Annotated in this window: 14 protein-coding genes; 8 read left to right on the forward strand and 6 right to left on the reverse strand. The window is 36.9% G+C overall.

Translation table 11 applies throughout. The features are described 5' to 3' along the window. The 4 genes from csm3 to cas6 form a co-directional block, all read right to left on the reverse strand. Positions 1-777: type III-A CRISPR-associated RAMP protein Csm3 (csm3, locus tag ABIL69_07220; GenBank protein MEO0123778.1), on the reverse strand; the 777-nt coding region annotated here is incomplete at its 3' end. Then, positions 777-1,187 carry a type III-A CRISPR-associated protein Csm2 gene (csm2, locus tag ABIL69_07225; GenBank protein MEO0123779.1) on the reverse strand — a complete coding sequence of 137 codons (411 nt, stop codon included), beginning with the start codon at positions 1,185-1,187 and terminating at the stop codon, positions 777-779. The genes csm3 and csm2, both read right to left, overlap by 1 nt. A 9-nt stretch (positions 1,188-1,196) precedes the next feature. Further along, on the reverse strand, positions 1,197-3,428 hold the full coding sequence (gene cas10 / locus ABIL69_07230; protein ID MEO0123780.1) for a type III-A CRISPR-associated protein Cas10/Csm1: 2,232 nt from the start codon (positions 3,426-3,428) through the stop codon (positions 1,197-1,199). A gap of 50 nt (positions 3,429-3,478) precedes the next feature. Further along, on the reverse strand, positions 3,479-4,396 hold the full coding sequence (gene cas6, locus ABIL69_07235) for a CRISPR system precrRNA processing endoribonuclease RAMP protein Cas6 (GenBank protein MEO0123781.1): 918 nt from the start codon (positions 4,394-4,396) through the stop codon (positions 3,479-3,481). A gap of 478 nt (positions 4,397-4,874) precedes the next feature. Here cas6 and ABIL69_07240 point away from each other — a divergent pair, with 478 nt between their 5' ends. The 4 genes from ABIL69_07240 (at position 4,875) to ABIL69_07255 (ending at position 8,044) form a co-directional block, all read left to right on the forward strand. After that, a complete protein-coding gene (locus tag ABIL69_07240) occupies positions 4,875-5,792 on the forward strand; it encodes a DUF523 and DUF1722 domain-containing protein (protein MEO0123782.1) in 918 nt (305 codons plus the stop codon). Between the two features lie 153 nt (positions 5,793-5,945). Then, complete coding sequence (locus tag ABIL69_07245) at positions 5,946-6,407, forward strand: peptidylprolyl isomerase (GenBank protein MEO0123783.1); 462 nt, start codon at positions 5,946-5,948, stop codon at positions 6,405-6,407. Positions 6,408-6,422: 15 nt separating this feature from the next. After that, on the forward strand, positions 6,423-7,550 hold the full coding sequence (locus ABIL69_07250; GenBank protein ID MEO0123784.1) for a glycosyltransferase family 4 protein: 1,128 nt from the start codon (positions 6,423-6,425) through the stop codon (positions 7,548-7,550). 47 nt (positions 7,551-7,597) lie between these two features. Next, positions 7,598-8,044: a periplasmic heavy metal sensor gene (locus ABIL69_07255; GenBank protein ID MEO0123785.1), complete on the forward strand. Its 447-nt coding sequence runs from the start codon at positions 7,598-7,600 to the stop codon at positions 8,042-8,044. Between the two features lie 29 nt (positions 8,045-8,073). Here the strand turns inward: ABIL69_07255 and ABIL69_07260 are convergent, their stop codons facing one another. Continuing rightward, entirely contained in the window at positions 8,074-9,432 is a 1,359-nt protein-coding gene (locus tag ABIL69_07260) for a hypothetical protein (protein ID MEO0123786.1), read from the reverse strand. Between the two features lie 87 nt (positions 9,433-9,519). Here ABIL69_07260 and ABIL69_07265 point away from each other — a divergent pair, with 87 nt between their 5' ends. Next, a complete protein-coding gene (locus ABIL69_07265; protein ID MEO0123787.1) occupies positions 9,520-11,043 on the forward strand; it encodes an aromatic amino acid ammonia-lyase in 1,524 nt (507 codons plus the stop codon). Between the two features lie 2 nt (positions 11,044-11,045). On the opposite strand, the gene ABIL69_07270 is transcribed toward ABIL69_07265, so the two are convergent. Beyond that, on the reverse strand, positions 11,046-11,738 hold the full coding sequence (locus ABIL69_07270) for a UDP-2,3-diacylglucosamine diphosphatase (protein MEO0123788.1): 693 nt from the start codon (positions 11,736-11,738) through the stop codon (positions 11,046-11,048). 110 nt (positions 11,739-11,848) lie between these two features. Here ABIL69_07270 and rpsO point away from each other — a divergent pair, with 110 nt between their 5' ends. From rpsO to ABIL69_07285, 3 genes are read left to right on the forward strand one after another with little or no spacing between them, the layout of a single operon-like run. Continuing rightward, positions 11,849-12,118, forward strand: a complete 270-nt coding sequence (rpsO, locus tag ABIL69_07275) for a 30S ribosomal protein S15 (GenBank protein ID MEO0123789.1) — start codon at positions 11,849-11,851, stop codon at positions 12,116-12,118. A gap of 1 nt (position 12,119) precedes the next feature. Beyond that, positions 12,120-14,204 carry a polyribonucleotide nucleotidyltransferase gene (pnp, locus tag ABIL69_07280; GenBank protein ID MEO0123790.1) on the forward strand — a complete coding sequence of 695 codons (2,085 nt, stop codon included), beginning with the start codon at positions 12,120-12,122 and terminating at the stop codon, positions 14,202-14,204. Then, the gene (locus ABIL69_07285) at positions 14,189-15,469 is read left to right on the forward strand and encodes a pitrilysin family protein (protein ID MEO0123791.1); all 1,281 of its coding nucleotides are present in this window, start codon (positions 14,189-14,191) and stop codon (positions 15,467-15,469) included. Before pnp ends, ABIL69_07285 begins: the two co-directional genes overlap by 16 nt.

Here is a 15,469-nt window from a genome sequence, read left to right on the forward strand (position 1 = left end):
GCCAAACTTCCTAAAGTCCATTACTACATCCATTCCATCAGTGCCTTCTTCATAATCTTTGGAAGTTTTCACTTTTATTTTATTTATATCAAATTGTATCTTGCCTGAACCACGCGAACCATAACCACCAAGAGAAGAATCTTCAAGGAGATGCATCGCTTCAAATAGATATTGGATATTAACTAAATCAATGAGGTTATTTTCATTACCTACCTGATATATGCTGTAAACCATCTCTAATTCAAATTGCGAATCTTTGGGCACGCGTTCAATTGTTCTCGGAATTGCTTTAGCAGTAATTCTGTTAAGCACATTTTCGGTCTTCCATTCCGCCTTGGGAAGACCTTTCTCTGCCTGCAGCCGATCAAGCATTTTCTTTGTCGCTTCGGTAGGGTGGGCATCTCTTATCATAAGCCGAGTTGGTCCTATTTTTCTTTCTTCCTCAGCAGCTGCACCAAAAATGCGGCAAACGATACAATCTGGTTTACCACAGGAATGAACCTCTCCTATCTCCTTCTTTTTCTTGGTACTCTCACTCGTCTCATTGTTTTCTTCTTCTTTTACCTGAATGAGACCTTTTGACCATTCCAGGAGACTGCGCATTTTACCCTTTAATGAAGAACCAGGAATATAAGGATAACCATCAACCGGATTTTTGATGATTGGATTATCCATACCACCTATTTCATAACCTTCAACCATGCCTCCAATATGGAGCGCTGTTAAACACTTAATTTTCCCAGTTATGATTATATTTCCAAGAAATCTATAATCCATCATTCCTCCTCTTTTTTGGTTGCTTGCGCATAAAAATACCCGTAAAGATTTTCAAAGAATGTAGAAAAATCTTTTGTAGATTGTAAAACATCGCTGCTTTTCAGTATGATGTCTATTCCAGCTACAAGCAAATCTTTCAGTTCGCTCATAGCTTTCTCTTGTTTTTTAACTATTCTTTTAATATCATAATGCGCACGGGATTTTATTAAATGAAGTTTAACCTTTATTTGTGCCGCAGTGGCACCGCTCTCTATGATTCTTCGCAGTCCCTTCAAATCATCAAAATACTGCCGCATTTTGGTGGTCGATAAACCTCTCAAACCACTTGCAATTTCCTCGGCTTTACTTAATGCTGCATCGCTGAGGAAGCCATCTTTGAAGATATCCTTAAAATCATCACCCTGTGACATAATACCTCCTTATTTTTTATGCCTTGTAGCAAGCAAGGCAAGAGTTGCCCATAGAGGCGTAGTTTTTATCATTTTGGGCATTTTTGTTAATAATTCGTTATATACAATATTCTCTTTGCTTTCATTATCTAAGGGAGGGACATTTCTTTTTAAATGATAGAGAAACTTCGGAACCCACCCTGGATTTTCTTTTCCATCATCAGCAAAGTGAGTCCAGTAGATTTGGAGAATATTATAGACAAAACTATGGGATAACTTTTTCTCCTTAATAAATGTAATTAGACCATCAGCAAATTCCAAAGCAGGAAGGGCATCGGACCAAAATGCTGCGAAATCAAATAATGCAATGGAATCCTTTTCTTTTCCATTTCTAATATTTCTTTTAGCGAAGCCTTCCAATTTTTCTTTTGCAATATTTGCGGCAATACCAATAGGAAATTTGTGTTTAATAAGATGGATTCCACCTGAGATGTGAATTTCTGGATTATTGCCGGAATATTCTTTAAATTTTTTGTATATCTCTTCAGCAATTTTTACAGATTTATTCCAAGGACCAACTATAAATAGATCGTCACCCCCCGAATAAAGAAGATAAATATCACCTATCGCCTCGGCTAACTTGTTCAAATAACCGCTGAAGAATAAATCTATTGAACGACTTAGTGCAGCAACTCGGGATAAAGTTCGATTTTCTCCCAACCCAAATGTAAATATCAAACCTAAATCATCAACATCCATCCGCAAAATGCCGAGAAATTCCCCGCCGGCACTCAACTTTTGAATTTCCTGAAAGGTAAGAATTTGGTTATTCTTTCGCGGCACATGTTGGGCAATAAATTTGAAGCATACTGCAGTATTAGGAAAGGGTTTTCCAAGATAGGTATCCGTAGTATTTAGAATAAATATCATTATTGAATCGGGTGGCACATCATCAATTGAAGATGTCAAACCCCACACATAATTTAATGGGTCAAATTTTATTGAAACCACATTATCATTCAACTGAGTAGTGTGAGGGGCAATAAAAAGATATTTACTATAAGGTATTTTTTGCCCAATTTTTTCGTGTACCACGCAATCGTTACAAGGATTTACACTGGTATCTTTGCCACAAATTTTGCATACATCACCAATAAATTCAAAAGTTTTATGCCAAGAGATATCATAAAATTTATGCAATTTTTCTTTTGCAATTTCAGCCTGTAACTGGTTAAGAGAATCCCCGAAGTTTATAAATCCATTCTCATCAATATCGATACTTGCCATAACCACCGAAAGTTCGCCCTGGTATTTTTCAAGCAGCCATTCATCAAGGACTGTTTTTATCTCAAGCAAATCAGAAGATTCTGGAGCAAGGATTGTAAAATTCCCACCGCCACACCAAATTAAATTCGTTAGTGGTAAATTAAGCTTTTGCAGGATGAATAAAGCGATGGTTTCAACAAGTATCGATAAATAGAAAGAACGTCCACGAAGCCGTTGTGCCATTCCCGACTGGGCTTCGTCTGGTGAAGCAATATTATAAAGAAATTTTTGTAAACCAGAAATATCACCACCAATTAAGCGGAATTTATTTGAATGAGATAAGTACAATACTGCAGCAATTGCAGCAGTGCTTTTAAGATGGTCATATAATGATACATCTGGTTCAAATTTAAATGCCGCACTGGGTATGCACCAGGTATACTTTTGGAGGATGTAAAGCAATGTGTTAAAGAATCCATCAAAATTAGTCTTTTCATCCAATCGTGTGATTTCTTTAATAAAATTTTCCCACAGATGCTGATATTCCGTAGTTAAATCAGTCGCTATCGCTGGTTCCGTCGGGAATATTTTTGTCTCGTCTAAACATAAAGGATTAAGTTTGAACCCTCTTTCATCCCATTCCTGATTAAAAATCCTAGCTAAAATTGGCAATAGCCTTGACTTTTTAGGATCGCCTGAACCAGCTCTTAACCTTTCAGTTGAAGATAGAGCATCAGCTTTATTGATAATCTTTGATAACTCATCCATAGGCTTATGATGATATAAAATGGGAATTGCAATATTAGAATAAACAGCAGGTAGATATTCTTTAACAAAACTGGCACTCCATTTACTGTGTGCACCGTGTTCACCATAATCCTCAATAGAGAACTCAGCAAAATATTGAGGTTCTCTTCCCGTCCGCTGATAAAACTTTCCTATATCATGCAACAGGGCGGCGAGGATAAGGGATTGATATTCTTCTTTATTATACATCTCCGACTCCTATTTTAGTAAGTATACAATTTTTTTTACAAATGTCAATATCACAAAGCCAACATCCTATACTTGCCCATTCCAAAGGCAGTGCCTTTGCCAATATGTAAAACCTCACCCGCCTTCAGATAAGGATAAAACGGCGTCAAATCGCCTTCATAGATCACCGTGCCAACAAAACCATCCATCGGAATCTTTTTATTCTGTCTACTGGAGAATCTTTCTAACTGTTTATATTCAAAATATTCTAAATTTGTTTTGATTGCCTTGGCTTTTTCTAATAAAGCATTAAAGTTTATATCTAAAAGGCTATCACAATGGAAATAGGAGATCAAGAATAACCGACGCAGCAGATTGGGAATGATTTTGTAAAATTCAGGATTTCTTAATATGATCCCTTGATAAACAATCCGGGTGGGCGTTTGAAATTCAATTTTTATCGTTTTAATCTTTTGCTTTGGAACTGAGAAGTCTATTTTTTGAGATATCACTTTCTGTTTTAATAATTTCGTGTCGGCATCATAAAGAAGACCTTTTTTCTGCGCTATTGAAGTGAGTTTTATTTTTTTTCTTTCCCTGCCAATTCCTTTTTCACCAATCATCTCAAATGCATAGATAAAATAGGGTAGATAATCTATCGCCTTGCTGATAAGGATGAGTTCAAAAGTTAACGCTTCGTCTCTTTCATATACAGTCTTGTTATCAAGCGGTGGTTCAATTATAAAGGGATGCGGGGCATGTTCATATTTTCGCATTATCTTTGCCCCTTCAGGAACTGGTGTTTCAAAAACATAGGTATAGACACATTTTGTTGAGACAAGACATTCATTGCACTCCTTATTTTTGAAAGGGCAGACAACCTTGCGGAAGATATTCCCAAAAGCCCCGCGTATGGTTGAGCCTTTGTATGGAGGTAGAGTTAGTGTATCTATTATCCGATATTTAATATCAAATTCAGCAAATTCCATTTTACCCTCTTAACATGAGATTTTACACATTTTTTTATCTTCGTCAATAATTCGCTTTGAATTAAAAATATATTTCTCTATAATCCAAGAATTTATTCTGATGAAGGAGGAGTAAACTATCGCATCGCCATCATTTCGTCATTTTGACAATTGACGAAATGATAAAATGAAATTTCTGTTTGTTTTATTGAATTAAAAAAGGCTTTATTTATAATATTAAGCCAGCCTTTGATTTACATATCAATTATTAGTGCAGGACTAACTTTTGGGTTTGCATTTTTTATTTTTGCAAGGCTAACCTTTGGTTCTGAAAGAACCATCGGTTCTTGAAGAAAGCCTTGCCCTACGAGAGGGAAAATCTGGTGATTTTTAATTGTCGAGCAAGCTCGACCACTACAGAAAAATAACATGAATAAAAGTAGCGAGGACTCAGTTTGGTTGCCCGTTGACTTTATACAAAATGGAATTATAATTTTCTATGGATAAATCACGGATTATTTTGAGCAGGTGTTTTTGTGAAGCGGTGCGTTATAACGGCGGGATTGTGCAGGATGAGTTTGTGGAGCGTTTGAAAAAGTTTGTAGATTACGAACTCGTCTGCCCGGAAATGGAAATGGGGCTGGGTGTGCCGAGGCCAAAGATAATAATAATAAAAGAAAATGGCAACAAAAGGTTATACCAGCCTGAAACCCAGAGAGACCTCACCCAGAATATTAAAAAATTTATAAAGGATTTTGTAGATAATGTAGATATAAATGAGTTTGATGGATTTTTGTTGAAGAGTAAATCCCCATCCTGCGGCATTACCTCGGCAAACTACTATCAAAACGATAAGATTGTAGGACGAACCGATGGGTTTTTTGCCGAAGGAGTAAAAAATAATTTCCCGCAATTGCCGGCTGAACACGAGGGTAGGTTAAAAAATCCTGAATTACGCGAGCATTTCTTGATAAGGATATTTGCCTATGCAGAATTTCGGCGGTTAAAAGAAAATTTAAGTGCAAACGAACTTGTAAAATTCCATACCCGATATAAGTATATGCTTATGACATACAGTCAAAAAAATTTAAAAGAAATGGGCAAGATTGTGGCGGATGGAAAGATGGGTTTGAAAGAGAAATTAGAAAATTACAAAAATCTATTTTATGGTGCATTTGCCAAAAAACCATCCCGTTCAAAACATTTTAATACTATTCTCCATATTTATGGCTATTTTTCAAAAAACCTGAATGAAAAAGAAAAGAAACATTTTTTAAATCTGCTTGAGAAATATAAAAACCGCATGGTGGCACTGGTTACTATTATTGAAATGCTTAAAAACTTTGCTTATCGGTTTGATAATACATATTTGTTATCCCAGACATACCTAAATCCTTTTCCTGAAGAGTTGATTTAAAATATTTTCTTATTTACTTTTTTTTATTCCTGATTATAATTTATTTTGAAGGAGGTATTTCCTATGAAAAAATTTTTGCTCTTAGGATTGTTGATAATTGCCTGTGGTGGGCAGAAAGGTGCTAATGTGAATCAAACAAAAAAATATCCATATATGCATATTGCAATGAAGAATTATGGAGAGATCATTATTAAACTCTATCCTGATGAGGCACCGAAGAATGTGAAGAATATCATTGACCTGACAAATAAGGGGTTTTATAATGGTTTGAAGTTTCACAGGATAATCAAAGGGTTTGTTATTCAGGGTGGCTGTCCAAAGGGTGATGGAACTGGAGACCCTGGATATGAGATTGAGGACGAGATATCACCGAAATTAAAACATTTGAAGGGCACTGTTGCAATGGCGAACCGGGGACCAAATACGAATGGTTCACAATTTTATATCTGCCTTGAACCCCAACCCAGACTTGATGGAAGATATACAATAATCGGTGAGGTTGTTCAGGGAATGGAGTTTGTTGAAAAGATAGGTGATGTGCCGACTTCTGGTCCGCCCTTTGATAAGCCTTTGAATGATGTAATAATGGAAAAGGTCTGGATAGAGGAAAAATAAAGAAATTTATTCTTAATGAAGATATGTCTGGTCTCTGACCCTTATTATCCCTATCCTTCTGGTGTTTCTGAATATACCCATTATCTTGCAAAATATCTAAGGCGTCTTGGGCATAGTGTTAAAATTTTAACAACCCATTATAAAAACGAGAAATACGAAACCGATGTGGTACGCGTCGGCAGGGTTTTTTATATACCAATGAATAAGTCATTTGCGACATTGTCCGTAGGCTGGGATATTCCCCGTAAGGTAAAGAGATTTCTTGAAGAGGAAAATTTTGATGTGATACACACAATGGGTCCATTTCCACCGAGCATTTCTTTTTTTGCCCTGCATTATTCAAAGACGCTCAATATCACGACTTTCCATTCCACCGGCTTTAAATACTACCGAACAGGTTCTTTAATTTTTCGGAAATTATTTAATAAATATATCAATAAACTCCATGGTATGATTGCAGTCTCTGAAACACCACGGGATACATTCATGCCCTATATACCAGGCGATTATACAATAATTCCCAACGGCGTTGATTTGGAAAAATTTCATCCCGAAGTGCCGCCTTTTTCTGAATTTAAAGATAAGAAAAAGAAAATTTTGTATTTAGGCAGGCTTGACCGTAGAAAGGGGCTGATTGAACTTCTCAAGGCAATGCCCTTGATAAAAGATGGATTAAAAGATGTTATTCTCATTGTTGTGGGAAAGGGACCGCTTGAGGATGATTGCAAAAAACTTGTGAAAGAATTAGGTCTATCTGAAGTCGTTGTTTTCAAAGGATATGCAAAATCCGAGGATATCCCAAATTATTATGCTTCCTGTGACCTTTATTGCTCTCCGGCACTTGGTGGAGAATCGTTTGGTATTGTCCTTCTTGAGGCAATGGCAGTGGGAAAACCTGTGGTGGCATCATACATTCCTGGTTATGATCGGGTGATAAGAGATGGTTATAATGGATTGTTTTTTGACCCACATAAACCCGAAGATATTGCCCAGAAGATTATCAGTATATTGAAAAACGAAGATTTGAGAAAGAGATTGATAAATAATGGTAAAGAATTTGTAAAGGATTATTCGTGGTTTAATGTTGCAAAGAAGATAGAAGGATTTTATATCCAGAAATTAAAAGAATTGAAAAAAATTTAAACCAATTATGGTCTAATTTTCGTCAAATCAATCAGAAAGGGGGTTTCATGAAAAAACTTGCGCTAACCTTAACTTTAATACTTCTGACTGGTTTGATTGGTTATGCCCAGGATATGTGTCCAATGCACAGGCCGGGTCCAAAAGAAATGGAGCCCTGCCCACCTGAATTGCTGGATGACCTTTCTCCGGAGCAGAAGGCAAAGATTGAAGAGGTGCGTATTGAAACGAGAAAGGATATCATACCGATTAAATCACAGATTGAATTAAAACAGATTGATTTACATAAAGAAATGAAGGCTGATAATCCAAATAAAGATAAGATATTAAAACTCAGCCAGGAAATTCATAACCTTGAGTGGCAGATAAAGAAGTTACATATAGAAGAAAAGTTGAAAATCCATTCTTTACTGACCCCGGAGCAAAGAGCAAAATTAAAAATCCCAAAAAAGAAGTTTATTAAAAAGATTGAGATTGAACGCGAAGATAAGGATTAAAAATAAGGGCTGGAAATACCAGCCCTTTTTTATTTATTTTGTAACAAATAGATAGCAAAATAATGTGGACTTTCTTCTTTGTAGATTCCTTTTGTTGAGCCGGTTTTATTTAATAATTCATAGAATAGATTTTTGATATGCTCATTTCGCGCAAGGCAGGCAAGATAAATTTTTTTATTGCCATTAGATATATTAACATTTATCAATTTTCCTTCTGATTCAAATGAGACCCATTTTATTGATTTAATGAATGGATTGATAAGTTCATAGATATCTTTATTGCATATAATCAGGTCTGCATCCTTTGTATATTCATAAATTTTATTTTGATAGTATGTCTGTTTGTTTAAAAATCGCTGATGTTTAATGCTGAGGATTATATTAAAAAAGAACAGAACTATGATTAATACGGTTAATATTTTTTTAAAAAACTTTATTCTTTCTAAAACTTCTGAATAGGGGATGATTAAAAAGGGAATCACCGGTAGCATATATCTCTGACCACGAATAAGGGTCTCAATAAAATTTTTGCCGGTATCAATATAGTATTGGAACGAAAAGAAGATAATAAATATCAATGCGGGAAAGATAAAATACCATTTTTCATTTAATTTTGTCCTGAAACAGGTTAGAAGCATCAGCGGATATAAAATGTTTAATGCCAAAAAGAATTGGAAAAACATGACTGGTAAATTTTTCATTGAAAATCCAATTATATTTGCACCAGCGGGTCCGGTTATTTTATTAAAAATTGAGATATGATAAATCAAAAGCGGGGATAATCCGACTATTACACCGATTAGAAATTTAATTGAGTTAATGAATTCTTTTTTTATTGATAATACTACCCATAATGCAAAGGGTATTAATAACAAAGGATACCTTATGGCAATGCTGAGACCCAGTATAATACCCGCAAGAAAGTATTTTTTCTTGATAAAAAATAATAATCCCGCTAAAGCGAAAATTGTTGCCGGCAAATCACTCATTATCGTCCTGCTATAAAGAACTATTGAGGGATGAAATAAAAAGAGTAGCGCATAATATGAAGGCAGATTGTAATGCGAAAGTATTGCAATTAATAATATAACACCAAGGAGGAGTAAAATATAACCACGCAGGAATATGAATTTATAGTTTAATTTGGTGAAAGGCAGGAGCAATATGCTGTTACCGGGTGGATAGCGCGATATGAGGTGGCTGTTTATGCTTATTGAAGCAGGCGTGGAATTGACACCTGCCTCATCATAATATAGTCTACCATTTTGAAGTGTATATGTTGTTGAAAGATAGGCAGTCTCATCAACGATACCAGTATTCGCTGGATAAAAGAAAAAAAATATTGCGGTAAATAATAATAATCCTATCAATATCGGTTTCTGTGACACTGATTAGTATATTCCTATTTAATTTATTGTCAAGGAATTGACTTTTACTCAAGGATAAGTATAATAACCAAAAAGGAGAATAAGACTATGCCAATTATACTTGATGGAAAAAGTTTGACTATTGAAAAACTTGTTGCAATTGCCCGACACAATGAAAAAGTTGAAATTGCACCAGAGTCCCTTGAAGAGATAAAAAAATGCCGGGCAATGCTTGAAAAGAAATTAAAGGCAAGGGAAGTAATGTACGGGACAAACACCGGGATTGGTGAATTGTCTGAGATTGTTTTATCAGACGAAGAGGTTGAGCAGTTCCAGAGATATCTCATTTATAACCATGCTGCAGGTATTGGCGAACCGATGCCGATAGAATATGTGCGTGGGGCAATGGCGAGCCGGATAAATGTTCATGCAAAGGGCAGGTCAGCGTGCCGACCTGAGATAACACTTACATTGATTGAAATGTTAAATAAAGGCGTAATTCCGGTTGTTTGCAGAAAGGGTTCGGTTGGCGCCTGTGGAGACCTTGCCCCAATGTCCCAGATTGCACTCTTAATGCTCGGTGAAGGAGAGGCGTTTTATCAGGGAGAGAGACTGCCAGGCAGGGTGGCAATGGAAAGGGCAGGAATTCCGATTCCAGGACTGAAGGCAAGGGATGGTCTGGCAATAATCAACGGTTCAAATTTTATCACGGCGATAAGTGCACTCCAGTTATATGATATAAATCGCTGGCTAAAACAGGCAGAGATTGCCTGTGCAATGACCTTAGAGGCGTTGATTGCCAATCTCAAACCTTATGATGTACGTGTTCACGAGGCACGCGGGTTTCCCGGGGCAATTCGTTCAGCAAAGGCAATAATGAAATGTATTGAAGGAAGCGACCTGCTCACTGGAAAATTCAAGACCAAGGTCCAGGATGCATATTCAATGCGCTCATCGCCCCAGGTTATTGGTGCAGCACATGATGCGGTGCGCTGGGCAAGACAACAGGTTGAGATTGAGTTGAATGGAGTTGGTGATAATCCAATATTTTTATCAGAACATAATCTGACCTTAACCGGCGCCAATTTCCAGGGCTCGCCGATTTCGTTGCCAATGGATATGGTGGGTGCAGCGGTGACGATGGTGTGTGTCTTATCTGAGAGGAGACTCAACAGGTTGACCAATCCCAATCTTAGTGTGGGGCTTCCGGCATTTTTAACCAAGAATCCCGGGATATTTTCAGGATTTATGCTCAGTCAATATACCGCTGATATGATGATTGTGGAACAGAGGATTCTTTCAATGCCTGCCTCAATCCAGTCCATCCCGGCGGCTGCAGACCAGGAAGATTTTGTTTCAATGGGAATGAATACCGCATTGAAAAACGAGCAGATCATTGATAATTCCTATGGGATACTCGCGATTGAATTTATGGCAGCTGCCCAGGCATTAGATTTTCGTGAATTCAATCCTGGTAAGGGTGTCAATGTTGCAAGGCGGGTGATTAGAAAGTATGTACCGCACCTTGAAGAAGACAGACCATTATATCCTGACCACAATGCAATGAAACAATTGGTAAAATCATGCGAGATTCTTGAAGAGGTTGAAAAAGAGGTCGGTAGTCTGGAATAAGTCTATTTATAAAAATTTAAAGAGATTTTTCCATTATCCATTTTTCCGTACGAAAAGTTGTCAACCCAGTCTCCCGTATTGATATAATATTTGCCTTCAGGATAATTTTTGAAAACTGGAATATGGGAATGGGCAAGTATTACAATATCAAAATTTTTTAATTTACTGATCGCAAATCTTTCCAACATAAAACTTAAACTTTCACTCCTTGGTTGTTGACGGGATAGATGGGCAATTCCCTGGGCTAAAAAAACACCGATATCAGGATGGACTAAACTATATAATTTATGGTTGATTTTTGAAGTTAAAAGATTTTCCCAGAACACGGTCCATAAACGGCGGTCAATCTTATGCCCGTGGGCAAGATAAATCTTTTTGCCGTCAAGTTCAATCTTTGTTTCATCTGGATATATAAGAAATCCTAAGTTTTTTAAAAAATCACCAATCATAACTTCGTGATTGCCAAGGATATAATGTAATTTTACACCCAGTTGATGAAGATTGAAAAATGTAGCAAGGATTTTAAAATAATCCTTTGGTAATGCAATATTATACTCAAACCAGAATTCAAACATATCACCAACGATAAAAAGATTTTCTAAATCATATTTTATTTCATTTAAAAATTTGATTAATAATTTCCCCCGGTAACTATCGTCCTTGCGGATATGTGCGTCGCTTAAAAATATATGCATAAAATAATTTAATCAGATTTTTTTTGAAGTCAATATCTTAAAATATCTTGACTTTTTTGAAAAAATGTGGATAATTAAGTTATTATGATAGGTAGAAAGGAGACTGAAAAATGGCACTGATAAAAGAGAAAAAACAAGAATTGATAAGCGCATTTAAAAGGCATGAAAAGGATACCGGCTCACCTGAGGTGCAGATTGCACTGCTCAGTGAACGGATAAAGATGCTTACCGAACATTTAAAAAAGTTCCCTAAGGATAAGCATTCAAGACAGGGATTGATTAAGATGGTTAATGACCGAAGACGCCATCTTAATTACCTTTTAAGAAAGGATAAAGCCCGTTATTTAAAAATCGTTGAAACACTTGGTTTGAGAAGGTAAATTGTATTCGGTTGAACTAAAGGTTGGTGAAAAGAATTTACGACTTGAGAGCGGACGGGTCGCCCGTCAATCAGCGGGTGAAGTTATTGTTTCTTATGGTGATACTGTAGTCCTTGTCTGCGTAAATTATAATCCAGAAATAGACCAGACAGTTGATTTTTTGCCCCTGACTGTTGAGTACCGGGAACTTTCTTTTGCGGCTGGAAAGATCCCGGGTGGCTTTATTAAAAGAGAGATGCGCCCCTCGGATAATGAGATACTTTCTTCAAGACTTATTGATAGACCATTAAGACCACTTTTCCCGCCTGATTTTCATAATGAAGTGCAGATTATTGCGTATCTTCTATCTTCAGATGTTGAACATGATGCGGATATATTGGGAATAACCGGTGCCGCTACGGCACTCCTGATTTCAGAGATTCCTTTTACAATTCCAGTGGCAGGGGTAAGGGTTGGACTTCTTGATGGAAAATATATTATTAATCCCACCCTTACCGAGCAGGAAAATTGCAGGGTCAATCTTGTTATCGCAGGAACCAAAGATGCAGTGGTTATGATTGAAGGAGGGGCAAAAGAAGCAACAGAAGAGGAAATAATCGGTGCAATTAAAGCAGGACATAATGAATGTGTAAGGATAATTGAGATGGAAGAAAAAATGCGTGAGGCGATTGGAAAAGAGAAGATTGAGAATAACGAACCATTCGTGGATGAGACACTTGCGAATGAAATTAAAGAGAAGGTGGGTAGTGAAATAAATCAAATATTTCTTTTCCGGGAAAAGAAGGCAAGGCAGGAAGCGGCTTATCAGTTGATTAAAAATGTTGTGGAGAAATTCTCTGATAAGGAATTGGAAAATATAGAAGCGAAGGTCAGATATGTGGTTGAAAAAATGATTGCTGAAAAAATGAGGAATATGGTTCTTGAAGAGAAAAAAAGGTTTGATGGAAGGGGATTGAAAGATATAAGAAATGTGTCTTGTGAGATAGGTGTTTTACCAAGGACTCATGGTTCTGCTTTATTTACCCGGGGTCAGACCCAGAGTCTTGCAGTCACCACCCTGGGTACGAAGAGCGATGAACAACGGATAGACGCAATTTATGGTGAAGAGACAAAGTCATTTATGTTGCATTATAATTTCCCACCTTTTGCCACCGGTGAAGTCAAGCCGATAAGGGGACCAAGCCGAAGAGAGATAGGTCATGGTGCACTTGCCGAAAGGGCAATATTGCCGGTATTGCCATCTGAGGAATCTTTTCCTTATACAATCAGGGTTGTGTCAAATATTCTGGAATCCAATGGTTCGTCTTCAATGGCGAGTGTATGCAGCGCTTCTTTAGCATTGATGGATGCAGGTGTGCCGATAAAGACAGCGGTTGCCGGCATTTCAATTGGCTTGGTAAAAGAAGGTGATAAATACGAATTATTGACCGATATTATAGGGGATGAAGACCACTATGGGGATATGGATTTTAAAGTTGCCGGGACAAAGAATGGAATTACTGCGGTCCAACTGGACCTCAAAATCCAGGGTTTAGATATCAGTATTTTGAGACAGGCACTTGATTATGCAAAGGAAGCACGGGAGAATATCCTGAAGATAATGAGCAGTACAATAAATTCTCCGAGGAGCCATCTTTCAAAATATGCCCCCAAGATTCTTGCCTTTTCTATCCCCAAAGAGAAGATTGGTGAGGTTATTGGTCCGGGTGGAAAGGTTATCAGGCGCATCATCGGTGAGACTGATTTGAAGATTGATATTACTGATGATGGCAAGGTAACGATTGCCGGGGCAGATGCGGAACTTGTAAAAAGGGCACAAAACGAAATCTTAGGAATTGTACAGGAAGCCGAGGTGGGAAAAACATATATTGGCAAAGTAACAAGAATTACCAATTTTGGCGCATTTGTTGAGATACTGCCCGGAAAAGAAGGATTATTACATATTTCAAAACTAAGCCGGCAGAGGGTACGCAGGGTAGAAGATGTAGTAAAGGTAGGCGATGAGGTTGTAGTAAGGGTCTATGAAATTGATGAAATGGGAAGGATAAATTTAATGCGTGTAGGTGAGGATTGGCAGCGCAAGTAAAAGAATCAGTAGTTATTCAGAACATAAATAAAAATTTAAAAATTGTTGCTGAGCCCTTAGATCAATATTATTCATTCGCCCTCGGATTATTTTTAACCTGTGGCTCAAGGGATGAAAATAAAGATAATAATGGTATTACACACTTGATTGAGCATATGTTATTCAAGGGGACTTCAAAGAGGTCAGCATTGGAGATTGTTCGTTTGATTGAAGGTCTGGGTGGCTCGTTTGACGCATTTACCACAAAGGAAAACCTTGTGATAGTAACCCGCTTTCTTTCGGAACATTTGATAAAAGTATTTGAACTCATAAGCGAGATTTTACTTGAATCAAAATTTGGCAACGAAGAATTTATCCGGGAAAAATCGGTGATAATGGAAGAGATAAAGTCAAATAATGAAGACCCATCTGATTATGTTTATGATCTATTGTTTGAAGTTTTATTTAACGAACATCCAATGGGGATGCCGATTGCCGGAACCATAGAATCGGTCTCAGCATTAAACATAAATGCGGTTCAAACCCATTATCAGGATTTATTAAATTGTCCCATGGTTATTTCGGTAAGTGGAAAGTTTAATTTAAATGAATTGATTTCATTTTCGCAAAAAAAATTCGGGAGTGGCGGATTTGTATCATTGAATCGTACATCACCACAGGGGTATCTGCCAAAAGAAAGATTTCAGACCCGTAATGATATTTCCCAGGTCCATTTATGTTTTGGTATGCCCGCAGTCCCTTATTTATCAGACCTCAGGCATACAGTCTTGCTTTTAAGCACAATGTTGGGTGGCGGGATGTCATCCCGTCTTTTTCAGGGATTGAGGGAAGAAAAGGGATTGGTTTATGATGTCCATTCCTTTGTTGATTTTTATAGCGATTGTGGCATAATTGGCTTTTATCTGAATACCGACAAGAAGAACCTTTTTCAAATTATCAAGGAATTAAAAAAAATTTTTGGCTCAATTTATAATGATGGATTTAGTTTAGAAGAAATTGAGATAGCGAAGACTTATATTACGGGAAATCTTTTATTAAGTTTGGAAAATTCTACAAATCGGATGCTGCGGATTGGTCGAGAAGTTTCTTACCTGAATAAAACCATACCAGTTGAAGTGATTGTTAATAAGATAAAGATGATTGAACAAAATGAGATAAATAGTTTCACAAAAGAATACCTTGATTTAAAAAAATATTCAGTTTCTGCGATTGGACCAGTAGATGAACATTTAATGCAAAATATTGTTAATGAATTGAGAAGTTGA

It is taken from the genome of candidate division WOR-3 bacterium (assembly GCA_039802005.1).
Classification (GTDB): Bacteria; Hydrothermota; Tepidihabitantia; order SM23-42; family JAOAFX01; genus JAOAFX01.

Coding starts and splice junctions, on each gene's coding strand:
- csm2 (MEO0123779.1), bottom strand. CDS start 1,187: ATGTCACAGGGTGATGATTTTAAGGATATCTTCAAAGATGGCTTCCTC.
- cas10 (MEO0123780.1), bottom strand. CDS start 3,428: ATGTATAATAAAGAAGAATATCAATCCCTTATCCTCGCCGCCCTGTTG.
- cas6 (MEO0123781.1), bottom strand. CDS start 4,396: ATGGAATTTGCTGAATTTGATATTAAATATCGGATAATAGATACACTA.
- ABIL69_07240 (MEO0123782.1), top strand. CDS start 4,875: ATGGATAAATCACGGATTATTTTGAGCAGGTGTTTTTGTGAAGCGGTG.
- ABIL69_07245 (MEO0123783.1), top strand. CDS start 5,946: ATGCATATTGCAATGAAGAATTATGGAGAGATCATTATTAAACTCTAT.
- ABIL69_07250 (MEO0123784.1), top strand. CDS start 6,423: ATGAAGATATGTCTGGTCTCTGACCCTTATTATCCCTATCCTTCTGGT.
- ABIL69_07255 (MEO0123785.1), top strand. CDS start 7,598: ATGAAAAAACTTGCGCTAACCTTAACTTTAATACTTCTGACTGGTTTG.
- ABIL69_07265 (MEO0123787.1), top strand. CDS start 9,520: ATGCCAATTATACTTGATGGAAAAAGTTTGACTATTGAAAAACTTGTT.
- ABIL69_07270 (MEO0123788.1), bottom strand. CDS start 11,738: ATGCATATATTTTTAAGCGACGCACATATCCGCAAGGACGATAGTTAC.
- rpsO (MEO0123789.1), top strand. CDS start 11,849: ATGGCACTGATAAAAGAGAAAAAACAAGAATTGATAAGCGCATTTAAA.